This window comes from Thermodesulfobacteriota bacterium (assembly GCA_036397855.1).
Classification (GTDB): domain Bacteria; phylum Desulfobacterota_D; class UBA1144; order Nemesobacterales; family CSP1-2; genus DASWID01.
Window position 1 is genome coordinate 1 of sequence record DASWID010000083.1, and the last position, 23,883, is coordinate 23,883.

The window sequence follows — 23,883 nt, forward strand, 5'->3', positions numbered from 1 at the left end:
TCAATGATGCTTGTTACCACACCGGCACCCACTGTCCTTCCTCCCTCCCTTATTGCAAACCTTACCTGCTCCTCCATTGCCACGGGCGATATCAACTCAACCTCCATGTTTATATTGTCCCCAGGCATTACCATCTCCACCCCCTCTGGCAACTTTATCGATCCGGTTACATCTGTCGTCCGTAAATAAAACTGAGGCCTGTACCCAGGAAAAAACGGCGTGTGCCTACCCCCCTCCTCCTTCTTCAATACATATACCTCCGCATTAAACCTCTTGTGCGGCGTTATACTCCCAGGCGCTGCCAGCACCTGCCCCCTCTCCACCTCCTCCTTCCCTATCCCCCTCAACAGCACCCCTACATTGTCCCCCGCTATCGCATCGTCCAGTATCTTCCTGAACATCTCCAAACTCGTTGCCACCGTCTTCCTAGTCGGCGTAAATCCCACTATCTCCACCTCATCCCCTGCCTTTATCTTCCCCCTCTCTACCCGCCCAGTCACCACCGTCCCCCTACCTGATATCGTAAATACATCCTCTATCGCCATCAAATACGGCTTGTCCATCTCCCTCACCGGCTCAGGTACATAACTGTCCACCGCCTCCATTAACTCCATTACCTGCTTCTCTGCTCCCTCATCCCCCTCCAATGCCTTCAGCGCACTCACCCTCACCACCGGTACATCATCCCCAGGAAACCCATACTGCGTCAATAACTCCCTTACCTCCAACTCCACTAAATCCAATAACTCCTCATCATCCATCATGTCCACCTTGTTCAAACATACCAGCATGTACGGTACCCCTACCTGCCTCGCCAACAATATGTGCTCCCTCGTCTGTGGCATAGGCCCATCCGGCGCACTCACCACCAATATCGCCCCATCCATCTGCGCCGCCCCAGTTATCATGTTCTTTACATAATCCGCATGCCCAGGACAATCCACATGCGCATAATGCCTCTTCTCTGTCTCATACTCCACATGTGCTATGTTTATCGTTATCCCCCTCTCCTTCTCCTCTGGCGCCTTGTCTATCTCCCCAAACGACACATACTTCGCCCTGCCCTGCTTCTCCAATACCTTCGTTATCGCCGCCGTCAACGTCGTCTTACCATGATCCACATGCCCTACCGTACCTATGTTTAAGTGCGGCTTACCCCTCTCAAATCTCGCCTTCGACATCTCTACTTCCCTCCTTAAGTAATGATGAGTTAATTAAACGCCTCCAACCCTTGTCTTTATACCTGGTGAAAGCATTTCTGGAACTTTGATATAGTGAGAGAACTCCATCGTGAAAGAACCTCTCCCTTCAGTCATGGACCTCATGCTCGTAGCATATCCAAACATTTCCGCTAAGGGAACTTCGGCCCTTATAGCCTGCAATCCGCCTCTCGGTTCCGTACCAATTATCTTTCCTCTTCTTGAGCTCAGATCCCCTAGTATGACGCCCATAAATTCCTCGGGAACAACAACCTCCACCTTCATATTAGGCTCGAGTATGACAGGCTTTGCCCTACCTATAGCATCCTTGAAAGCCATCGATGCCGCAATCTTAAATGCAATCTCAGAAGAATCAACTTCATGATATGAACCGTCAATGAGTTCTACACTCAAATCGATTACCGGATATCCGGCTACCACGCCTGTCTCCGTAGCCTCTTTTACTCCCTTTTCTATCGCGGGAATAAACTCTCTAGGGATTACTCCCCCCTTTATGGAATCAATAAACCTAAAACCAGAGTCTCGTTCCAATGGGTCAACCTTGATCTTTACATGACCGTATTGACCGCGACCGCCGGTCTGTCTTATAAATTTACCTTCAGCGACAGACGAAGAGCTGATTGTCTCCTTATAAGCAACTTCAGGTCTTCCGACATTAGCATCCACTTTAAATTCACGCCTTAAACGATCTACTATTATTTCTAGATGAAGCTCACCCATACCAGAGATGATGGTTTGCCCGGTCTCTTCATCGTACTTTACCCTGAAGGACGGATCTTCCAAAGCAAGCTTATGAAGCGAAATACCCAGTTTCTCCTGATCGGCCTTGGTTTTTGGTTCAATCGCGATTGAGATGACAGGTTCAGAAAACTGAAGACTCTCGAGGATTATTGGTTTGTCTTCATCGCAGAGTGTGTCCCCTGTAATTGTATTTTTCAAACCCACGGCGGCTCCAATTCCACCTGAGCCAATTTCCTTGATCTCCTCTCGTTTATTGGCATGCATTCTGAGGAGTCTTCCAATTTTCTCCCTGGTACCCTTTACGGAATTAATCACAATATCACCAGTCACAAGCTTTCCCGAATAAACCCTTAAATAGGTGAGTTGACCCACGAAGGGATCCGTCATTATCTTAAATGCAAGTGCGGAAAAAGGCTCTGTTTCTCTTGGGTGTCTTACCTCAGCCTCGTTTGTCCGTGGGTTAATACCCTCGACCGGAGGCAAATCCAATGGGGAAGGTAAGAAATCTACAATCGCATCAAGTAATAGTTGAACACCCTTATTCTTGAATGCTGCCCCACAGAAAACAGGTATTAATTTTATTTGGATCGTTAGTCTTCTCAGTACCCCTCTGATCTCATCTTCACCGACTTCCTTACCGCTTAAGTATTTTTCCATTATCTCTTCATCATGATCAGCTATAGCCTCAATAACCTGTTCCTTGCCAGCCTCAGCAGCTTGTTCGAGTTCCTGAGGGATATCCACAAACTCATATTTAGCACCCAGAGACTCATTATCCCAAATCGCGAGCTTCATCTTTATCAGATCCACAATTCCCCTAAATTCATCTTTTTTATCTATCCAAGGGATATGTAAGTAAACGGGATTTGCTTTCAGCCTATCCTTTATCTGTTCTATAACGTTAAAAAAATCCGCCCCTACCCTGTCCATTTTATTAACAAATGCGATTCTTGGCACTCTATATCGATCAGCCTGACGCCAAACGGTTTCCGACTGTGGTTCAACACCCCCAACACCATCAAACACAACGACAGCACCGTCCAATACCTTCAAGGAGCGCTCGACCTCAATAGTAAAATCTACGTGTCCCGGCGTATCGATAACATTTATTCTATGATTACTCCAGAAACAAGTCGTGGTAGCAGAAGTAATAGTTATACCCCTTTCCCTCTCCTGCTCCATCCAATCCATCGTAGCTGTCCCCTCGTGAACCTCGCCTAGCTTATAAGTGAGACCCGTATAGTAAAGGATTCGTTCGGTTGTTGTGGTCTTTCCAGCATCAATGTGAGCCACAATCCCTATATTTCTGATCTTATCTATCGTTATTAACACACTCAAATCTCAAATCTCCTTATTATTACCACCTATAATGAGCGAATGCCCTGTTTGCTTCGGCCATCTTGTAAGCATCTTCTTTTTTCTTCATGGCTCCGCCACGTCCTTGAGCGGCGTCCATTATTTCACCGGCGAGTTTTCCGTCCATAGAATTACCTTGTCTGCTCCTGGCGGCATTGATTACCCATCTAATTGAAAGTGACTGACGACGAAAATGATTAACTTCCATTGGAACCTGGTAGGTCGCACCACCTACCCTCCGTGGCCTGACCTCGAGCACAGGTTTAACATTTTCCATCGCACTATGGAAAACTTCCAGTGAATCTTTGCCCATTTTATCTCCAATTATTTCAAGTGCCTTGCAAAATATCTTTTCAGCCTTGCTTTTCTTACCATCATACATAAGGGAGTTTATGAATTTCGAAACCATAACATCCCTAAACTTAGGGTCCGGCTGTATTTTTCTTTTAGAAACTGATCCTTTCCTTGGCATCTCAATGTTTCCTTCTACTTCGGTCTTTTGGCACCATATTTTGAACGGCCCCTTCTCCTGCTCTCCACGCCTGTTGTATCTAACGTGCCTCTTACGATATGGTATCTAACACCTGGTAGGTCTTTCACCCTACCACCCCTGACGAGCACTACAGAGTGTTCCTGGAGTGAATGGCCTTCACCAGGGATATAACCGGTAATCTCTATTCCATTTGTAAGTCTTACCCTAGCTACCTTCCTTAGAGCTGAATTTGGTTTCTTCGGTGTCGTTGTATACACTCTGATACACACGCCCCTTTTCTGAGGGCAATCTTGTAAAGCAGGGGCCTTGCTCTTTTTTCTTGCTTGCTCTCTTCCGTCTCTAACTAACTGGTTAATAGTAGGCATAGTTACACTCGTGATATAAAAAAGTTAAACAAATAATGTACCCAAATAACTATGTTTTTGTCAAATTATTCTCTTAAACTACATTAATCATCCAGGCTACTGGTCCTAATAACATTAATCCTAAGAACACCAAACTCTCAAGACATTATTCTGTTCTTGACAAATGGACCTTATTCGGTTTCGACGGCAGTTAGTTGTCTCATCTGCAGTTTTTTTTCCGCATTTATAACGGTAAGTGGAGAAATGTACCATCCTGCCCTCCACCCTTTTACGCTCGAACTCTTTAACTCCTCGCTCATAACCTTTACCAGTACATAAACATATCCACTTTCATCTATTATCGGATTACCAGTCTTTAGTTCAGGTATTTGTCCACTCTTACATCTCCAACAATTATCGTTCAGCTCAAAGATTTCCACACATACCTTAAATGATATTAGATAATTTGGCGTTTTCCCCTCAAGAGTATCGGTACCCGTGTTCAAATACCATATCTCTGCCATAACAGATTCTCCATTTTTGTAATTATGTTTTTATTTTTCATTTTTTTTCTAAATCAAAGCTCATGTATACCGCAATGCCTTCTTTCCTATATCGGTCCTATAATATATGTCTTCATCATCCATCATTCGAATGGCCTTATAAGCAAGATCTATGGATTCATTCATACTATTCCCAATAGTAGTAACACCTAAAATCCTCCCCCCATTTGATACGATTTTCCCATCTTCGATAGTCGTTCCAGCATGAAATAAAACTACGTTGTCCAGATCTTCTAGAGCCTCGAGACCCTGAAGCTCAATACCCGTCTTATAATCCCCTGGATATCCCTTAGAAGCGATTACCACACAAACCGATGACTCTGGTCTCCATTCGATCTCATATCCATTGAGGTCTCCATCTACAACTGCATTGAGAATGGGAACGATGTCAGATTTCATCCTCATCAGCAGAGGTTGAGTTTCCGGATCACCGAATCTACAATTAAATTCCAAAACAGTTGGCTCTGAATCCTTAATCATCAGTCCAGCATATAGCACTCCTTTATATCTTCTACCTTCTTTATTGAGTGCTCTTATAACCGGAACCATGATTCGTTCCATAATCTTATTATGTAGTTCTTCTGTCACGATAGGAGCGGGTGAATAAGCACCCATTCCCCCGGTATTCGGTCCCTTGTCACCGTCAAAGAGTGCCTTATGATCTTGTGAAGGTTCCAATGGAATTACTGTATCCCCATCAGTAAAAACAAAAAAAGAGACCTCCTCACCCTCAATAAGTTCTTCAATCACAACACTGCCTCCGGCATCACCAAAAATTCTACCCCTCATCATCGAATCTAAGGTATCAATAATCTCATCTTCTGTCTTGCACACCACCACTCCTTTTCCACCCGCAAGACCATCGGCTTTTACTACAAGTGGTGGTTTTACTTCTTTTACCCATTTAACAGCATCACTAAAGTTATTAAATGTTGAAAAAAATGGAGTTGGTATATTGTACTTTCTCATCAGATGTTTTGAGAATACCTTGCTACTTTCAATCAGCGCGGCCTCTTTAGAAGGACCAAAAACCCTGAGTTTCTCGGCATTGAACTTGTCGACTATACCTTGAGCTAAAGGCTGCTCAGGACCAATAATAGTGATATCGATTTCTTCAGCTTTTGAGAACCGTACCAGAGACTCAATGTCCATAGGCTTGATATCGATACACTCTGCGATTTTGGAGATGCCCGCGTTGCCTGGAGCACAATAAATGCGATCAACTAATGGGCTCTGTAATATCTTCCAACATAGTGCGTGCTCCCGCCCGCCCCCTCCTATGACCAAAACTTTCATTCAAAAGCCTCTAACTTATTCGCTTTAGTTTATCTCAAATCAGTGTACCAGATGCTAAGAAATTGAAAGAGGAGAAGAATAAAGATAAATACCGATAAATACTAAAAATGCAAGTCACTCACTCAACTGTTACTACCTTCGCTAGATTCCTCGGCTGATCTATGTCTGTTCCCTTATAAGTAGCAATATAATATGCCAGAAGCTGTAAAGGTATGACAGAAATTATCGGGCTGATATATGTACTACAGTCAGGGATGGTAATAATTCTATCAACGTGTTTGTATATTTCTTCTCCCCCCTCACCGTTAGTCAAAAAAATAACCTTACCCTTTCTTGCCCTGATTTCTTCTAGATTCCCCAATATTTTTTTGTAAAAGATTCCGTACCGTGGTGCTATGAAAACTACGGGAACATTTTCATCTACCAGTGCAATAGGTCCATGCTTCATTTCTCCAGCGGCAAATCCTTCTGCATGTATATATGTAATCTCTTTGAGCTTTAATGCCCCTTCCAATGCGATTGGATAATTAGGACCTCTACCCAAGTAGAGAAAATTATTGTAACCATTGAAAGCTTTGGCCAGTTCTTGTATTTCACCCTCTCTCTTTAATGTTTTTTCGATTAATTGTGGTACAGCTAATGCTTCTTTAATCAAATATCTTCCTGCCCTATCGTTAATCTTTTTCCTCACCCTGCCAAGAAAAATTGCCAGAAGATACATGACCATAAGTTGGGTCGTAAATGCTTTCGTAGAAGCGACACCTATCTCTGGACCCGCATGGGTATAAATCACAAAATTTGATTCCCTCGCGATCTTACTCCTTTCGACATTTGTTATGGCAAGGGTTTTTGCTCCCCTTCTTTTAGCCTCCAACAGGGCTTCAGAAGTATCAGCGGTTTCACCGGACTGCGATACGGCAATTGCAAGGGTATTATGATCCAATACAGGCTCTCTGTAACGAAACTCGGATGACAAATCCGCTTCAACGTGTATATTTGACAAATTCTCTATCATGTATTTACCGGTGAGACACGCATGGTAAGATGTTCCGCAACCAAGGGTGATGATTCTCTTGATATTCTTGAAGACGTCGTGCTCCAATCCTTCAAAAATTACGTCACCTGTTTGTTCAGAAATTCTTCCCCCTATAGTATCGAGTATCGCCCTTGATTGTTCATGGATCTCCTTGAGCATGAAATGTCGATAACCGCATTTCTCTATTGCTACAGGATCCCAATTGATTGTGGAAACATTTCTTTCCACTCCGTTGCCATCAAGGTCGGTTATCCTAACCCCGTTGTTCCCCAATATGGCAAGGTCGCCGTCTTCTAAAAAAATAATTTTATTAGAATAGGGGAGCACGGCTTGAACATCCGAAGCCAAAAAATTCTCATTTTCACCAAGCGCAATTACCAGGGGAGAAAATTTTCTTATGGCGATGATCTTATCGGGTGCCCTCTCTGAGATAACAGCAACAGCATACGAGCCCTCAACCCGCTTGAATGCATTTCTCACTGCATCCTCAAATGGCAAATTATTTCTTGAAAGGTCTTCTATTAGATGGGCAACAACCTCAGTATCCGTTTCCGAATAGAAGTTATAACCCTTTTTAATCAGCTCTTTTTTCAATTCATTGTAATTCTCTATTATGCCATTATGAACTATAGAAACAGAGCCAGAAACATGCGGATGGGCATTTCTCTTGTTTGCCCTACCGTGAGTTGCCCACCTTGTGTGTCCAATACCCAGATTTCCTGAAAGCGAGCTGCCCTTTAACTTATTCTTCAAGTTATTCAGCTTACCTTTGCTCTTAAAAACCTTAGAACTCCCATCTTGCATCACTGCAATGCCAGATGAATCATAACCCCTGTATTCAAGCCTGCTCAGTCCATCCATGAGAACATGAACCGTCTTTTTTTTATCTCCTATATAACCTACTATTCCGCACATAGTCTTATAGTCTCTATTTGTCTTTGGGCTTACGCTTCCAATTCTTGATCGTCACTTGCTTTGCCCGTCCGATTGCCAAGGACTCGGATTCAACATCCTTCGTAATTGTCGATCCGGCACCGGTGGTGGCACCCCTTCCTACCTTAACAGGCGCAACAAGCATAGTGTCGCTCCCTATAAAAGCATCATCCTCAATAATAGTCTGATACTTGTGCAATCCATCATAATTACACGTTATAGTCCCGGCGCCAATATTGACCCGCTTGCCAACAGTCGCATCGCCAACATAGGACAAGTGTTGAACCTTAGAAGAAATCCCGATTCTTGCCTTCTTAATCTCAACAAAGTTACCGATCTTTACGCCATCCATTAGTTCTGAACCTGACCGTAGATGCGCAAACGGGCCTATGATGACATTTGCTCCTATGAGAGCGTTTTCAATGTAAGATGAGAATTTTATCGTTGAGTCATTATTAATTTCGGTGTCTTCAATCCAGACCAACGGTCCTATTTTACATCTCTTCCCTATCTTCGTTTTTCCATAGATAAATGACTGCGGATAGATCACGGTATCTATGCCAATATATACTTGCGGAGAAATATATGTTTGTTCCGGATCGAGTATTGTAACACCCGAAAGCATCAATTTTTCGTTTATTCTCTTTCTCAATAGTTCTTCGGCATGAGAAAGCTCAACCTTGTTGTTAATACCAATAATTTCTTCCTCGACATTAAAGTTAAATCCATTCACTTTTATTCCAGACCTTGAAGCGATGCCGACTATGTCAGTCAAATAAAATTCTTTCTGATTATTTTTTTTGTCAATCTGATCAAGGGCTCTCCATAAGAAACCAGTTTCAACACAATAGATACCAGAATTAATTTCATTCAGACTTCTTTGCTCTGGGGTCGCATCCTTTTCCTCCACAATATCGGTTACCTCGCCCCTGCCATTTCTAATGATTCTTCCGTAGCCATATGGGTTCGTTACCTTTGCGGTAAGTATCGACAGCGGGGATTTACTCTTTTTGTGTGTGTTTATAAATTTGCTGAGTGTTTCATGACGTATCAGTGGAGAATCACCGTACAAGATAACTACAGTCCCATCGTAGCCATCTAGTTCTCGTCTAGATGACATCACCGCATGAGCCGTGCCAAACTGTCTGGATTGACTCACATAACTCAATCGGTCAGATATTAAGGCTTTTTTCACATCGTCAGATCCATACCCCACCACTAAAACTGTTTTTTCCGGGGATATCTTTTTTACTTCCTCAATCACGTAACTGATGATTGGCTGTCCCAATATAGGATGCAGTACCTTTGGGAGGGAGGATTTCATCCTCTTTCCTTTTCCCGCGGTAAGAATTAATGCTACTACATACATGATTGACTTATCTAAACCCTCCCATAGTTATCCTCAAGCCTTACCAAGTCGTCCACCTGTGGGGTTGACACTTCAATTAAATCACTTTCGGCTATAGCGGTCATCCGATGCTTGGTAAGAGGGGTAATTCTTCTTGCATCACCGGGCAGGAGTCTTATTATCTCCGTTGGTTTTCCGACCTCCTCTAACTCGAGTATTATTTCACCGCTGTAAACGTAAATCGTTTCATCCTTTACCTTGTGGTACTGGTAACTCAAGCTGTGATTTTTATTAACGTGAAGGATCTTACCGACATATTTGTCAGTAATTGCCCACCAAATTTCATAACCCCAGGGCTTAGATATCCTCTTGAATTCTCCTTGTGCCATCTCCGTAGCTTCGAACATATCATTGCAAACAACTTTCCAATTTCAAATTAAATAAAATGGAAGTTATTTCCGGTCTTAAGTAAGCGCAATTTCACTAAAACGGGATATCATCCTCGGAACCAAAGGTGTCGGCGATTTCAAAATTGTCCGCCAGCCCTTCACCAGCCTCAGCAGTTGACTGGTCTTTATCACCGGAAGGACCCAACATCTGCATATTTCTGGCCAGGACCTCTGTAGTCCATCTCTTTCTGCCCTCCTTATCTTCCCAGGACCTTGTCCTAAGGGTGCCTTCTATATAGACCGTTCTCCCCTTAGAAAGGTATTCGCCGCATATCTCTGCCAGTCTCCCCCACGCGACTATACGATGCCACTCTGTAAAGTCTTGCCTGTCTCCACCCTTGTTGGTTCGACTCTCTGTCGTAGCAATTGTAAAATTAGCCACAGCCTGACCGCCTGCCGTATACCTTAGCTCCGGATCACGTCCGAGATTGCCAATAAGAATTACCTTATTTATACCCCTCATGTCTTTCTACCGTCCAATATTATTTTTATGGAAAGTGTATCATCGCAGAGAATGAAAATCCACAACTGAACTTTACAGAGAGAGTCTTATCGGCCGAAAATGAAAGCTTAATTTGATTAGCAAGCATCATCCAAAAGGGACGCATTACCTCTCCAGTTCTCTCTAAAACTAAAAAAGCTTTCCAAATAAAGAAAGGAATTGATAGAGTATCCTACCTGTCATACCCCAGATCACGTAATCGCGATAATAGAACATGAAGTCTTCTGATACTCTGCCCTTTCTTCCTAAAATTCTAACTTCCTGGTTTCTTGGGTCATTTAAATGATGTATCGGTATCCAGACTGCATCAGCCACTTCTGCATCATCCAGTGTCAATTCAACGTCTTCTTCTAAAAACGATAAATACGGCGTCACAACATAATGATTTGCCTTAGGATTATTGGGATGACAGTCGTCTAATTCTCCAATGACAGTACCGCTCTTATCTATATCGATTCCGGTCTCTTCTACGGTTTCACGAATTGCAGTGTCTCGAGTATCCCTGTCAGCAATCCGCATTTTCCCTCCGGGAAAAGCCATGTGTCCTGAAAAGACATCGCCTTCGTTTTCTGTTCTTTTAATAAATAAAATAGAGTACCCTGGATCTCCCTCCTTCAGTATTATCATTACGGCAGCTCGAACTAACTTTTGCTTCTTGTTTATTTTAACAACATCCCGGGTTCTTACAATTTTTTCTAATTCCTTTACGGTATTCTTATGCATCCTTTATTTGCTCAAATTTCTGAATTATATCTTAGCTGGTCACAATCGCTTTTTAATATCTAGATTTAATATTCATTAATGATTCCATTTCTTGTTCTCAGAACGCCGTTATGCGAACAGGGAGGCATCCAAAAGCTATGTGTAAATATCGAATCATAAGTGTGGATATCCATTCGATGTTTAAGTTCAATTGGCAAGTTCTGACTTCAAATAATGATCAAAAACATCAAATGAATCCTCATCAAACAGAACGAAGTACACCCTTTCTATCGAAGTATGTTTATCCTCAAGAAACTCTGAGACAGTATCAACCATTACCCGCGCACAATCTTTCATTGGGAAACCGCCAGCCCCTGTTCCGATCGCGGGAAACGCAATCTTTTTTAAATTTTTCTCGGAGGCTCTCAGCAGGCTATTATTAGTAGTATCCTTTAATGACACCTCGCTCACCCTACCCCCTAAATGCATTCCTGCTGCGTGTATCACGTATCTCGCGCGAAGGTTCCCAGCTCCGGTAATTGCTGCCTCACCCAGTGGAATTGACCCGATTTCGTTACATTCATTTTGAATCAGATCTCCTCCCTTCTTCCTTATCGCACCGGCGACTCCGCTCCCCAGTATCAGATCCGTGTTCGCCGCATTCACAATTGCATCAACCTCAATCTCAGTTATATCGCCCTTAATCACCGTTATCTTATCCGTTAAATCCATCTAAAACTCTCCGTTAATTTCTAAAATAATTTTTGACAAATCAATTAGAAAACAAATTTTTGCTTCGAGATCTGATCAATTCGTAACTGCATCAATATCGATGAGACCAAGAATCCAATTATCGCTGACGTACCTTATCAGTGATATCCAAATCATTTAATGTATATTCCTTGTCGGGCAATATACTAAAATCAGTACCAAAGTAAAGATTCAACACAAGCCTGAAGGTATTTACAGGACTCATATCTGCGTAAAGTGCAGTATTTGAAATGTCTGGTAGATAGAGTGCATTTAAAATGCCGAACTTCTGTTTGAGCGCTTCACTGGACAACTCTAAAATGTTTTTGTAATCGTAGTTTTCAGGATAGGGACCTTCATCAGCTTGAATTATTATGATAGGCTTTCTAGCAGACGAATTCAATAGAATGTCCACTAGATCCATTATCACTTTATTCGTGTATTTTAATTGATTTAGGTAATTGACCTCTTCAGTCCTACTCCTTTCCTCGAAGATCGACACGGATTTCCCATCCGCTTCGAAGACATAGGGTGGGTGGGGTATTAGAAAGTGAGCGAATGCAAAAGTCGGTCCATCTATTTTTGGCAACTGTTGGAGCTTCTCCAGCTGGTAAAGAACTCTTTCTCTATGCACCAGACGATATCCATCAACAAGGTCTTCCGTAATTCCCCTGTGCAGATCAAATATACTAAGACACGCCCAGAGAAAGCTCTTTTGATAAATTACGTCTAATATCAAATTTGAATTGGATTGAGTTCGATTGATCACGTAATTAAAATCCGCGTTTCTATTTACACCCAGGCCGAAATGAAAGTATTTATAACCCTTCGCTTTCAGGATCTGCCACAACCTGAAGTTACCTAACAATTCACCTAATGCTAATAAATTGTTAGCGCGATCACCTCTATTCTTAACCAAATTGTGCAAATAGTTCATATTTAAGGATGAGGACAAAGAAAGGTAGGTATTCTGGTAGTTAGCATAGCTGTTTTCGACTATATAAAAAGCCCTGTGTTTTAAAAATTGTATAAACTCCGAGTTATCGAAATTATACACATCAGTCAGAATATCAGCCCTGGCATATCGGTCTAAGATTATATAGTATATGTCGCGACTGTTCTTTAAATCGTCCCTTGCGTGAGAATCAACTAAACCATCTGTTTCAATCTTATTATTATCTGGACTCTTGATAGGTTGAGTAGAGAGGGCAAAAAATATATTGAATATTGAGATCAGTACCAATGTTAAAGCTACTACGTTTAGGAAAGTTGTCACGGGTAGAAGCGATTTTTTTCTCCTTAAGATGAGGATAACAATTCCTCCATAAAGGATTAATACAAATATTAGAAAATAGACACTATTCATTCCACCGATGACAAACTTTGAAATAGCATCGTAGAGATAGCCATAAGAATAGAAAATGACAAGAAAGATGGAAACCAAAATTGATGTTTTAGAAAGATCCCTCAGGAAAAAAAATGTGGATCCAAAAATATAAAGGCCGAATCCAAGAAGGTAGGCAAATGGAATTAACAGTTCCACAAACCTTATTTCCCCTGGGTTTTCGGAATAGAGGAAAATCACCGGATATATTGAAATCAAAAAAGGAGAAGCAACCGTAATTATTCTACTTTTCACTTGCTTTTCTCCTCACGAGATAAATAGTTCGTTCAGATCCTTTAATCCGCTGCGACTCTCTTATTGGGAACATCTTCGCAAATTCGCTTTCAAACACCTCTTTTTCGTGCTCCGGAAATTTATCCTCTCTGTATGAAAGGAGTAATCCTGCCTTTAAGTGAGGACGTATATGACAAAGGAAATAAATTTTCATTTTATTACTAAGAGGCAACAGTGAGCCTGAGAGCTCGAGAGCGACTCCGTCGATAAATACCCCCATTATTCGTCGTGACCTTATATCTTTGTAGATCAACAAAGCGAGCGGCGCCAGAAAGTGCTCGCAAAACCGCATGAAGCAACCCCAGGTTCAACGTCACGATATTTTTCGAATGATAAGCCATCAATTAGAATAGGGGTTAGCGCCGAAAAACTGAATATCATAAGCGCTGGCATCTTTAAGGGTCATTCCGATAAAGGTTGATCACTTGTTTCCTTTTTTATGATGTATCTCTTCTCCAGCCTTTCTATTGAAAATCGATTTTATCTTGCTCCAATAGAACTTAAGCATGGCCAATGTCCTAGAAAAAGCAAAATCAAAATCTGAACTACAAAACTGCCAGTTCCAGATCGATATATGGAAATGTAGATTCATCAATTATAAGACAGAGGCAAGTGATCAATAAAAAGATTTTTGAAAATTCGCTCAAACACTTCTTCATGTTAGAAATCTAGACACTCACAATAACATTACGATATAAAAGGATATCATACAATGCCCTCGTTTGTTTCAACAAACCCGTCAATATTTAAGCATTAAATGACATTCTAGCAATACCCTAAGGTTGCGGGTCATAAAGATATTTATTTAATCTTCGATCACAAGAAAAGTTTTATAATAATAAACGCAATCCATCGTAACAGGTTATGGGTATGATCATTTCTGCTCCTTTGAAATCTGACTATGCTGAAATATACTTTAATCACTCATGAGCAAAAATGTTGAAATTGCTGATATTTTTGAGAGGATTGCCGATTCTTTGGACATTTTAGAAGAAAATCCCTTTAAGATAAGGGCATACAGAAATGGCTCAAGGAATTTACGAGAACTCGCAGAGGATGTGAAAGACATTACTGAACGCGACGAGCTTTCGAAAATCCCTGGGATTGGAAAAGATCTTGCGGAGAAAATCAGAGAATACATAGCAAATGGAAGAATAAAATATTATGAAGAGCTTAATGAAAAGGTCCCGCGAGAACTGGTCGAGCTTCTGGCAATTCAGGGATTGGGACCAAAGATGCTTTCCAAACTCTTTAAAGAACTCAAAGTCAAAGCATTAGCTGATCTTGAACGAGAAATCCGCGGTGAAGAAATACTGAAAATCCACGGGATGGGTAAGAAGAAGATTGAGGACATAAAACGCGGGATTCAAATCTTCAAAGAAAGTAAGAAGAGAGTAAACCTTGGAATAGCGCTTCCGATCGCAGAGGAGATTGTAAATGAGGTAAATAAGATACCGGGATCCGAAAAGACAGTTTTTGCGGGATCCCTCAGACGAATGAGGGAAACCATAGGCGATATAGACATCTTAACGCAATCGGATGACGGTAAACGGGTGATAGAATCATTTACAAAAATGCCATTTGTCAAAAATATACTGGCGTCGGGAGATACAAAGGGTAGCGTGATCTCGCGTAATGGAATTCAGGTAGATCTACGCGTGGTTGGCCCGGAATCCTATGGTGCTGCTCTTCAATACTTTACAGGGTCTCAAGCACACAATGTCAAAGTCAGGACAATAGCCGTTAAAAAGGGCTTAAAGATAAATGAGTACGGTTTGTTTCATGGGGATAAAAAAATAGCGGGTGAAACGGAAGCGGATGTTTACAAGAAGCTAGGCCTTCCGTTTATACCACCTGAAATGCGTGAGGACAGGGGCGAAATCGAAGCTGCGCTCGAGGGAAGGCTGCCTACCCTATTAGAGCTTGAGGATATTAAGGGCGATCTACATGTGCACACAAACTGGAGCGACGGCTATGGCAGTATTGAGGAGATGGCTTTGACGGCTAAGAAGTTAGGTTATGAGTATATTGCAGTCACAGACCACTCCCCTTCCTCTAGGATTGCAAATGGACTTTCCATAGAAAGGCTTGATGAGAAGAAAGAGGAACTTGAGTCTGTGCGTAAGAAAGTAAAAGGGATTCGAATACTCATGGGTTCTGAGGTAGATATTTTAGGTGACGGGTCTCTTGATTATCCCGATTCAGTTCTCAGGGATCTAGATGTAGTCATTGTTTCGGTTCACTCAGGTTTTAAAATGGAACGTGCGAAGATGACTAAGCGTATTGCGAATGCTCTTAAAAATCCGTTTGTTCATATTCTCGCTCATCCCACAGGAAGGCTGATAGGAGAACGTGATCCCTATGATGTAGATCTGGAAGAGGTATTTAAAACGGCAAAGGAATTTGGAAAGGCAATCGAGGTAAATTCTCATTATCTGAGATTGGATTTGAAAGATATCAATATCAGAAAGGCAATAGATATGGATACCAAATTAGTAATTACCACAGACTCACATCACCCTAACCAATTGACACTGATGAGGCTCGGTGTGGCCACTGCCCGAAGGGGTTGGGCTGTGAAAAGAGATATCATTAATACAATGGGATTTAAAGAACTTTCAAATTTCTTAAAAATTCAAACTGATTAAATACGCCGCTTCGGATAACTCATTTTCAGATAAAACCAATGAAAGAAGAAACTAAAAAGATTCCAAAATCAAAGGCTATCAAAAGACTAAACGAGCTTCGACCAGAAATAGATCGGCACAATTATCTTTATTATGTTGAAAACAATCCTGAGATCTCGGATGCCGAGTTTGACATCCTCATGGAAGAGTTAAAAAGCCTCGAATCTCTATATCCGGAACTGATCACACTGGATTCCCCTACACATCGTATCGGTGGATACGTGGCAGCGGGTTTCAAATCAGTTGAGCATATAATTCCGATGATGAGTATTGATAATATAACAGACGACGAAGGAGCTTATGAATTTAATAAACGTGTAAAGAAAATTCTTGAAATATCATCTGATATTGAATACATCGTCGAGCCAAAGTTCGACGGAGTTTCGGTATCCCTAAAATATGAGAACGGAATCCTGGTTCAGGCCGCGACCAGAGGCGATGGAAAAATCGGTGAGGAAGTAACTGTGAACGTCAAAACAATAAAATCCATACCGTTAAGGCTTAAGTCAAGTAACGGAATTCCAGAAAGATTAGAGGTAAGAGGAGAGGTAGTAATAAATAAGGAATCGTTCAAGAAATTAAATAAAGAGCTCGCAGACGAAGGGGAACCGATCTTCGCAAATCCCAGAAACGCCGCAGCTGGTTCTCTTAGACAGCTAGATTCGAGTATCACGGCGAAAAGACCACTAGATTTCCATCCATGGGGCATCGGGGATGTAGTTGGATATGATTTTAAGACCGAGTGGGAAATTATAAATAAGATTCATGACTGGGGTTTCAGATCTGAACAGCGTTTTAAGCTGTGCAAGGACATAGGTGAGGCTATATCATATCGACATGAAATGGAGTCTATGAGAGATGACCTACCATATGAAGCTGACGGTATTGTAATAAAGGTAAATGATCGTCGATATCAGAGGGAGCTTGGGACAACGGCAAAATTCCCGAGGTGGGCCATCGCTTACAAATTTAAGCCTCGTCAGGCAACCACCAAGATACGCGACATTATTGTGCAGGTAGGAAGAATGGGATTAATAACACCGCTCGCAAAGGTTGAACCCGTTAAAATTGGTGGTGTGACAATCAGAAACGCCTCCCTCCATACAGAAGACATAGTCAGACAAAAAGACGTAAGAATAGGAGACACCGTGCTGATTGAGAGAGCAGGAGATGTGATTCCCCAGATCGTGAAAGCAATTGCAGAAAAGAGAACAGGAGAGGAAAAAGTTTTCCACATGCCCCAGAACTGTCCTTCATGTCGTACAAGGCTTGAAAGGGATGGGGCATATTACTATTGTCCAAGCCTTTCATGTCCAGCCCAGCTACAAGGCAGAATAGAACACCTGGCTTCCAGAAAGGCATTTGACATAAGGGGTCTGGGCGAAAAGATAGTTATCCAATTGATGAAAGAAGGATTGATAAAGGACTTGGCCGATGTCTTCTACCTGAAGAAAGAGGATTTGATCGGCCTTGAAAGATTTGCAGAAAAGTCTGCGGCAAATCTGGTCGAGGAAATCGAAAAGAGCAAAAAAATTACATTCAACAGGTTCATACTTGCCCTCAGTATTCGCCATGTAGGAGAAAGGATGGCACAGATTCTTGCCGAAAACTTCAATAGTTTAGACGATCTCATGGAAAGTACGGAAGAGAGTCTCATGGACGTTCCGACTGTGGGGCCTGAGGTGGCGAAGAGCATCATTAGTTTTTTTGGCGAGCAAAAAAACAGGGATACGATCGATAAAATATTATCCGCAGGGGTCAAAATTGAATACAGGCCATCGGTAAAGAAAGGTGATAAATTTTCGGGCCTGACATTTGTATTAACAGGCACACTTGAAAATTTTACAAGAGATGAGGCAAAAAGGCTGATCGAACAAGAAGGAGGAATTGTTACGTCATCGGTATCCAAGAGGACCTCCTATGTCGTCGTGGGAAAGAATCCCGGCTCTAAATTAGAATCCGCCGAGTCATTAGGAATAGATACAATAGATGAGGATGAATTTAAAAGAATGATTGGTAAGTAAACATTGTGAGGATTTCTATAATGAAAACATTTAATTCTGTTGAGTACTTACCCTATTAATACCGCCCCCGGTCTCTTATTATTCACTCTCAAGAGGGGAGGAAGTTCTAGGTGAGATTATTCCATCCCAATATGGCACCCTGAATAAGGGGTGGTTCATGCTCTCTTTCTCTGCCTTTGTATTTCATAAATCATTATTCCTGCTGCAACAGAGGCATTGAGCGATAACGCTCCAATTGTAGGGATTGAAACAAGAAAATCGCACTCCTCCCGGACCAATCTCTTTAATCCTTTTCCCTCACTGCCTATAACCAATGCTATATCCAATCCCACAAGGTCCTGATCCCTGATTGATGTTTTTGCTGAAGGGTCGGCTCCCACAATCCAGACGCCACTTTTCTTCAACTCGGTTAAGACCCTGACAATATTTGTAACCATTGAAATTGATACAGCACTCGCCGTTCCAGCTGAGGTCTTAACAACCGCTGGAGTCACAGAAACAGATCTATCCTTTGGGATAATTATCCCATGCCCACCAAGAACATATACACTCCTTATTATGGCTCCAAAATTTTGGGGATCCTCTAAATGATCCAGTATAACAACCAGGAGTTTCTCCCCACTTTCTTTTGCTTTGCCCAATATCTGGGAAACTCCCACATAATCATAGTCTGAAACCCTTGCCGCAACACCCTGATGGGAGGTTGTCCTCGCAGTTTTTGAAAGTGATTCGCGTGAAAGGTATGTGATCTTTATACCTCGCTCCTCGGCAAGCCTTATAAGATCATCAGTATCAGCCCTTTTAATCTCGGATGATATAAGCACTTCTATAATCTTGGACGAGGATTGTAGAAGGAACTCCCTTACCGGATTCTTACCGTATATGATCAATTTTCTTCTTTCAGTTTCTTTTCCTGTGAAACATCGCTTGGCGCCGAACCATCACCTTTTTGAGAAGTCTTAAACTCCACCTCGGCTTCCTTGATCTTTTTCAGAATATTGTCGTTTATCCATTTCTGATCCCACCATTCGATTGGACGCACAGGCACCCCGTTTACATAAACACCATAGTGTAAGTGGTCCCCGGCGGCAAGGCCCGTTTCACCGGTTTTTCCGACTATCTGTTTTTTCTTTACACTGTCACCTACATTCACGTCAATAGAGCTTAAGTGACCGTATAGCGTTGAAATACCCATTCCATGATCCACAATTACCGTATTACCATAGATTCCAAGATCCCCAGCGAACACAACCACCCCATCATTGGCAACCTCAACAGGATATCTTTTTGTAACCGCCAGATCATAACCAAGATGATATTGCTCATCTATCGGCTCTCCATTGAAAAAATAGGTTCGATCATCCGCAAAGTTGGCCTCCACCTGTGAGTTTGTCAACTGGTTGAATTCACCATTCCACAATATCTTATCCGATGTTTTCTCACCAATTTTTTTTATCTCGTCATTGTTCTTCTTTCTAAGATCACGGTTTACCTTGAGAAATATGACTTTTAAATCTTGATCTTTAGACGAGTCTTCTCCCAAGAGTGTAGCCATCTTCTCCTCAATAAACTTATCGCTGACATTAATGTCGCTCTTCTTATATATAACATTCTTAAGCCTGTGGGGAATGCTAACCCTTTTTGTGTTCCCAGCCTCATCTTCAGCAATCAGTGAAATACCATCTTCCGGAGACAGGGTGTAGGGGAACGCGAAAAAGGCCAGATAGATATTTGGATCTTCGAAGTATCCCCCGTGGCCCGGGAAAAAATATTCACCATCCTCCACGCCACTTCGACTAACATCTTCCGATGCCTTATAAATAACAAGCCCGGAACCACCGTGATTAATGTATTGATCCCCACTCACTATCTCCGCCTTCGGAGGGACAAGATCGATTTTAATCTTTTTGATTTCATTTGCCCTATTACCATGAAAAAACCTGAGACGGGATCTATCCTCTGCGCTAACCACGAGCTCGGCAGGACCATCTTTAATCCCCATTTTTTTCGGATCAAGCTCTATGGTTATGGTATCTTCCTTAACCGGTGAATCATATCCCTTATCAACCAGAGTAGATTCACCGTTTTCGTCTTTAAGAGAAATAACCACCTTCTTGAGTCCCTTGCCCTTGTCTTTTATCTGGATGTCAAAGGGTTTGAGTCCGACGTAATCAGAGTCGAGTTTAATATCTATCTTGGGAGGATGCCATTCAATTTCAGGATATACGTAGATCATTGCTCCTACTAATAGGACGATAACGATGAAATAAAAAAACTTCTTAACGCTCTTCATCAAAAAACCTCCTTCAGAAGTAATTCTTAATATTCTTTTCGTACTCCGGGAAGTAATAGGAAATCTTTTTGAGGTTGAACTTCGTAAGTATCGATTCTTTGGGCTCTCTCTCCAATAGGAAATTCAATGATTTTTCTACGAGCTGCTCGATTGTTACTTTCCCCTCCGCCAAAAAATTATAATAATCGAGGCTCACTTCGACTAAATGTTCTGTTTTAGTATCTCCCTCCTTAACTTCGACCTTGAATATAATGTTGTCTCCATCTTGTGAAGCCTTTAGAACGCTGATCTCTGGCATTTCAGTAGTCTTGAAATTTATCTATTAAATTAATTTACAAGGTGTATTTTACTCTATAATCTATGAAATAGATTAATTTTCTCTTATCAATCTCACTTCAACATTTGAGTTTCTTAATAAATCCATAGAACTTACCAGTTTCTCAAGATAACTGAAATGCAGAACCCTATAAAAAGATTCAGGGATTTTGAATTTAAAAGTCTGAATTAATATGAGAAATACTTCTAACACTTTATTTAACATGAATTTTAAACTAAAGTTTAAAGGTGGGCACACTTACAAACGACTTTAGCTGGTCCGCCTCGAGGGACGCTCTATTTGAGGAATGTAAGAGAAAATATTATTACAACTACTATGGGTCTTGGGGTGGGTGGGAAAAGGACAGAGCAGATCATGTAACCAGGACCCTTTATGTCTTAAAAAACCTTCAGAACATACCCATGTGGAAGGGAAAATCCGTACACACAGAGATTTCCCGAATATTGAAGGAACTGGTGGGTACGAACGAGCTAATTAACCTTGAATACTCGCTGACAAGGGTCACAAATCTGATGAGACAAGAGTTCAAGTTCTCCCGTGATGGCTTGTACTGGAACGCGGTTGATAGCTTGGGAAAGGTAAACTATCTGTTTGAACACGAATACGGGTTAGATATCCCTGATGAGAGATGGAAGAAAAATCACCAAGATGTGATAGAATGCATCAGAAACTTCTATAGGTCGGATGTATTGGAAAAGGTAAAAACTCTGGAGCACGATGATGTTCTTTCAATCGACAGGATAACACCAATCCCCTTCTCATTTAACGAAGAAAAGATATACGTAAATTTAGACCTTGCCTATAAGTTAGATGATGGAATCGAAATTGTCGATTGGAAAACAGGAGCCGGGGAATCAAATAAGCTACAGTTCATAATCTATACGATTTACGCAAATGAGATTTTAGGTGCACCCGCAGATAAAATTTCCCTCATCGAATACAACCTCTTCGGAAATGAGAAAACCGTACATAGGTTTAGTTACAAGGAATTATCTGAAGCAAAAAAATATATAAATAGCAGTATCGATAGCATGAAGCGCTACCTGAGTGATCCGACCGGTAATGAAGCGATAATAACAGACTTTCCGAGAACAGAGGACGAGTGGAAGTGCAATTCCTGCAATTTCAAGAAAATCTGCTTCGATCTCCCCTGAAAGTATTGTCTTTATAAAGTCTCAAGAACTTAAATCTATACTATTTTCTTACTATGTAATAGTAATTAATTGGATCGTGCGGGAGTTGTTTGACATCTATTTCTTTAAACCCAGCTTTCTCCAACATCTCACAGGCCATTTCCTTTCCCCACATCGCGCCTAACCCTTTTCCATTTTGTGCAAGCGATACCGACATACAATGCATGCATGAAATCGTATACAGAAAAGGAGCTATCGGATGTTCTGTGTTTTTATGGACATGGCTCGAACCCGCAATATCCTGCATAATGTAGACTCCATCGTCTTTCAGGGCACGATATATATTCGATAACACCCTATCAGGCTCTGCCTGATCATGGACTGCATCAAAAGTGACGATCAGGTCATATTTTTTTTTCTCATCAAAATGAGCTGCGTCTTTAACCTCTAGTGACAAATTTTTTAAACCACGCTTAATTGCATTCTTCCTGCCCCTCTCGACCGCTTCACCGGAAAATTCATAACCTGTAAAACGACTCTTGGGGAAAGCCCTAGCCATCTCAGCAAGTGCAAAGCCGCTACCACATCCGACATCCAATACCTCAATCCCCCCCTCGAGTCTTTCCCCCAATCGAGGTACAAGCGGCAATATTTGATCCAGTAATGGCACAATAACCGTCTGATAGCTTTCATCGGCCATAACCTCATGAAACCTGTTATAATCTTCGTACGTTACACCTCCGCCATTTTTAAAACACTTAACTATCTTATCCTCCACCGACCCAAGAACAGAAACCCACTGTGTAGTTACCGCAATATTGTTTGGTGTTGCCTCCCTCGTGAGCCATGCAGCATGCTCGGGAGGAAGCATGTACGTATTTTTTTCATGATCATGTTCAACAATCCCACCTGTAAACATAGCACCTAACCACTCCCTTACATATCGTTCGTTCAAATTTGATTTTTTCGCTATTGTCTCAGGAGTTGATGGCGGCAGTTTCCCCATCGCATCCAGAAGACCTGTCCTGTAGCCAATGGAGATCATAAAGTTCAAGGCACCGTAATTTAAAATGGTCATCATCTTCTCTGCAAATTTGTCCGATTTCGATTGATCTAATCCCACGCTTTTTTTATCACTCATCTTTTAACCCCTCCAATACATATCGATTCCTAAGAATATTTTTGGAAACCATGCTGGCCTGTCAAGTTTTTTTTAATCTAAATAATTTTTTATGGCATTATCAAAGAAATTTTAGCACTTGCGTATGCAGGTCTGAAACTCTTAGAATTTCGAATCGGCCACTAGCTTTGTATGGAGTAGAGGAAATTGCGATCGCGAGAAGCCCTGAGTAAAATCGAATGGGCTAAACAATCTCAGGAGTTGCTCCCGAATACCTCTATCGGGAATCCACAAAGAAGAAGGATGCCCCTTTTGCTATTGCTTTTTAATGACGAATTATGTGAGGACTTTCGTTTGTGTTAAAATGAAAATGGAACAGTTCAATATCAAGAAGTAAAAAAAAGGAGGTAACATCGTATGAGAATGCTACTTTGCATCATTACACTAGTAATGTTGTTCGTCTTTGGAGGTGGGCCCCAAGAGACGAAGCCTCAGGGCGAGTCAAAACAAATGGTTGTTACATCTCAACAATACAAGATAACGCTATCTCCCAAAGAGGAGAGGATTGTCAAGAACCTAAAACCGGGTCAGGTAGCGATAAAGACGATAATCTTTGCCTCAGATAGAGAAGCCGCCAACACCATTGGCAATTGTTGCCCCAAGAACAAATGCTGTTGCACATGCCAGTGTGAGCCTAAACCCTGCATTTGCACATGTACGGATGAAATCATCGTAAAATAAATCATTGCTAATAACGCTGGATTGGACGAGCGGGCTTAGCGCCACAGTCGCCGGTGACTTTCACCGTAAGAGCCGCAGGCGTGTTATTATTCTCGTTTGACTCGGCAAGATTGTAAGGGTGGTCAAGAGTCAAATTT

22 protein-coding genes are annotated in these 23,883 nt (G+C 41.7%); 4 read left to right on the plus strand and 18 right to left on the minus strand.

Translation table 11 applies throughout. The features are described from left to right. From tuf to VGA95_06365, 14 genes are all read right to left on the minus strand, one after another. Nucleotides 1-1,181, minus strand: a 1,181-nt coding sequence (tuf, locus tag VGA95_06300) for an elongation factor Tu (protein HEX9666157.1), incomplete at its 3' end; no start/stop codon positions are given. A 33-nt stretch (nucleotides 1,182-1,214) separates the two neighbouring features. Continuing rightward, nucleotides 1,215-3,299, minus strand: a complete 2,085-nt coding sequence (gene fusA / locus VGA95_06305) for an elongation factor G (protein ID HEX9666158.1) — start codon at nucleotides 3,297-3,299, stop codon at nucleotides 1,215-1,217. A 19-nt stretch (nucleotides 3,300-3,318) separates the two neighbouring features. Beyond that, nucleotides 3,319-3,789 carry a 30S ribosomal protein S7 gene (rpsG, locus tag VGA95_06310; protein HEX9666159.1) on the minus strand — a complete coding sequence of 157 codons (471 nt, stop codon included), beginning with the start codon at nucleotides 3,787-3,789 and terminating at the stop codon, nucleotides 3,319-3,321. A gap of 14 nt (nucleotides 3,790-3,803) precedes the next feature. Further along, nucleotides 3,804-4,175, minus strand: coding sequence for a 30S ribosomal protein S12 (gene rpsL / locus VGA95_06315; GenBank protein ID HEX9666160.1), 372 nt, complete (start codon nucleotides 4,173-4,175; stop codon nucleotides 3,804-3,806). 170 nt (nucleotides 4,176-4,345) lie between these two features. Continuing rightward, nucleotides 4,346-4,678, minus strand: a complete 333-nt coding sequence (locus VGA95_06320; GenBank protein HEX9666161.1) for a hypothetical protein — start codon at nucleotides 4,676-4,678, stop codon at nucleotides 4,346-4,348. 60 nt (nucleotides 4,679-4,738) lie between these two features. Continuing rightward, nucleotides 4,739-6,013, minus strand: coding sequence for a phosphoribosylamine--glycine ligase (purD, locus tag VGA95_06325; protein HEX9666162.1), 1,275 nt, complete (start codon nucleotides 6,011-6,013; stop codon nucleotides 4,739-4,741). 118 nt (nucleotides 6,014-6,131) lie between these two features. Then, a complete protein-coding gene (glmS, locus tag VGA95_06330; protein HEX9666163.1) occupies nucleotides 6,132-7,964 on the minus strand; it encodes a glutamine--fructose-6-phosphate transaminase (isomerizing) in 1,833 nt (610 codons plus the stop codon). A 13-nt stretch (nucleotides 7,965-7,977) separates the two neighbouring features. Further along, nucleotides 7,978-9,351, minus strand: a complete 1,374-nt coding sequence (gene glmU, locus VGA95_06335) for a bifunctional UDP-N-acetylglucosamine diphosphorylase/glucosamine-1-phosphate N-acetyltransferase GlmU (protein ID HEX9666164.1) — start codon at nucleotides 9,349-9,351, stop codon at nucleotides 7,978-7,980. Between the two features lie 11 nt (nucleotides 9,352-9,362). Next, nucleotides 9,363-9,737, minus strand: coding sequence for a cupin (locus tag VGA95_06340; protein ID HEX9666165.1), 375 nt, complete (start codon nucleotides 9,735-9,737; stop codon nucleotides 9,363-9,365). Between the two features lie 76 nt (nucleotides 9,738-9,813). Next, nucleotides 9,814-10,242, minus strand: a complete 429-nt coding sequence (locus VGA95_06345) for a single-stranded DNA-binding protein (GenBank protein ID HEX9666166.1) — start codon at nucleotides 10,240-10,242, stop codon at nucleotides 9,814-9,816. A 168-nt stretch (nucleotides 10,243-10,410) separates the two neighbouring features. Beyond that, the gene (locus VGA95_06350; protein HEX9666167.1) at nucleotides 10,411-11,004 is read right to left on the minus strand and encodes a CoA pyrophosphatase; all 594 of its coding nucleotides are present in this window, start codon (nucleotides 11,002-11,004) and stop codon (nucleotides 10,411-10,413) included. A 186-nt stretch (nucleotides 11,005-11,190) separates the two neighbouring features. Further along, nucleotides 11,191-11,715 carry a macro domain-containing protein gene (locus VGA95_06355; GenBank protein ID HEX9666168.1) on the minus strand — a complete coding sequence of 175 codons (525 nt, stop codon included), beginning with the start codon at nucleotides 11,713-11,715 and terminating at the stop codon, nucleotides 11,191-11,193. Nucleotides 11,716-11,833: 118 nt separating this feature from the next. Further along, nucleotides 11,834-13,372 carry a sulfatase-like hydrolase/transferase gene (locus VGA95_06360; GenBank protein ID HEX9666169.1) on the minus strand — a complete coding sequence of 513 codons (1,539 nt, stop codon included), beginning with the start codon at nucleotides 13,370-13,372 and terminating at the stop codon, nucleotides 11,834-11,836. Then, complete coding sequence (locus VGA95_06365) at nucleotides 13,362-13,703, minus strand: hypothetical protein (GenBank protein HEX9666170.1); 342 nt, start codon at nucleotides 13,701-13,703, stop codon at nucleotides 13,362-13,364. Before VGA95_06365 ends, VGA95_06360 begins: the two co-directional genes overlap by 11 nt. 634 nt (nucleotides 13,704-14,337) lie before the next feature. Here VGA95_06365 and polX point away from each other — a divergent pair. Together polX and ligA are read left to right on the plus strand one after the other, a co-directional pair. Then, entirely contained in the window at nucleotides 14,338-16,059 is a 1,722-nt protein-coding gene (gene polX, locus VGA95_06370) for a DNA polymerase/3'-5' exonuclease PolX (protein ID HEX9666171.1), read from the plus strand. Between the two features lie 38 nt (nucleotides 16,060-16,097). Continuing rightward, nucleotides 16,098-18,122, plus strand: coding sequence for an NAD-dependent DNA ligase LigA (gene ligA / locus VGA95_06375; GenBank protein ID HEX9666172.1), 2,025 nt, complete (start codon nucleotides 16,098-16,100; stop codon nucleotides 18,120-18,122). A 155-nt stretch (nucleotides 18,123-18,277) separates the two neighbouring features. Here the strand turns inward: ligA and rlmB are convergent, their stop codons facing one another. The 3 genes from rlmB to VGA95_06390 are packed head-to-tail and all read right to left on the minus strand — an operon-like array spanning nucleotide 18,278 to nucleotide 20,713. Next, the gene (gene rlmB, locus VGA95_06380; protein ID HEX9666173.1) at nucleotides 18,278-19,012 is read right to left on the minus strand and encodes a 23S rRNA (guanosine(2251)-2'-O)-methyltransferase RlmB; all 735 of its coding nucleotides are present in this window, start codon (nucleotides 19,010-19,012) and stop codon (nucleotides 18,278-18,280) included. Then, complete coding sequence (locus VGA95_06385) at nucleotides 19,009-20,415, minus strand: M23 family metallopeptidase (protein HEX9666174.1); 1,407 nt, start codon at nucleotides 20,413-20,415, stop codon at nucleotides 19,009-19,011. The genes rlmB and VGA95_06385 overlap by 4 nt, the downstream gene beginning before the upstream one ends. 13 nt (nucleotides 20,416-20,428) lie before the next feature. After that, nucleotides 20,429-20,713, minus strand: a complete 285-nt coding sequence (locus VGA95_06390) for a hypothetical protein (GenBank protein ID HEX9666175.1) — start codon at nucleotides 20,711-20,713, stop codon at nucleotides 20,429-20,431. 266 nt (nucleotides 20,714-20,979) lie between these two features. On the opposite strand from VGA95_06390, the gene VGA95_06395 reads away from it, so the two are divergent. Further along, nucleotides 20,980-21,906, plus strand: a complete 927-nt coding sequence (locus VGA95_06395; protein HEX9666176.1) for a PD-(D/E)XK nuclease family protein — start codon at nucleotides 20,980-20,982, stop codon at nucleotides 21,904-21,906. A 40-nt stretch (nucleotides 21,907-21,946) separates the two neighbouring features. Here VGA95_06395 and VGA95_06400 read toward each other — a convergent pair whose 3' ends face one another. Beyond that, entirely contained in the window at nucleotides 21,947-23,026 is a 1,080-nt protein-coding gene (locus tag VGA95_06400) for a class I SAM-dependent methyltransferase (protein ID HEX9666177.1), read from the minus strand. A gap of 396 nt (nucleotides 23,027-23,422) precedes the next feature. Here VGA95_06400 and VGA95_06405 point away from each other — a divergent pair, with 396 nt between their 5' ends. Then, nucleotides 23,423-23,746 carry a hypothetical protein gene (locus tag VGA95_06405; protein HEX9666178.1) on the plus strand — a complete coding sequence of 108 codons (324 nt, stop codon included), beginning with the start codon at nucleotides 23,423-23,425 and terminating at the stop codon, nucleotides 23,744-23,746. Nucleotides 23,747-23,883: the final 137 nt, after the last annotated feature.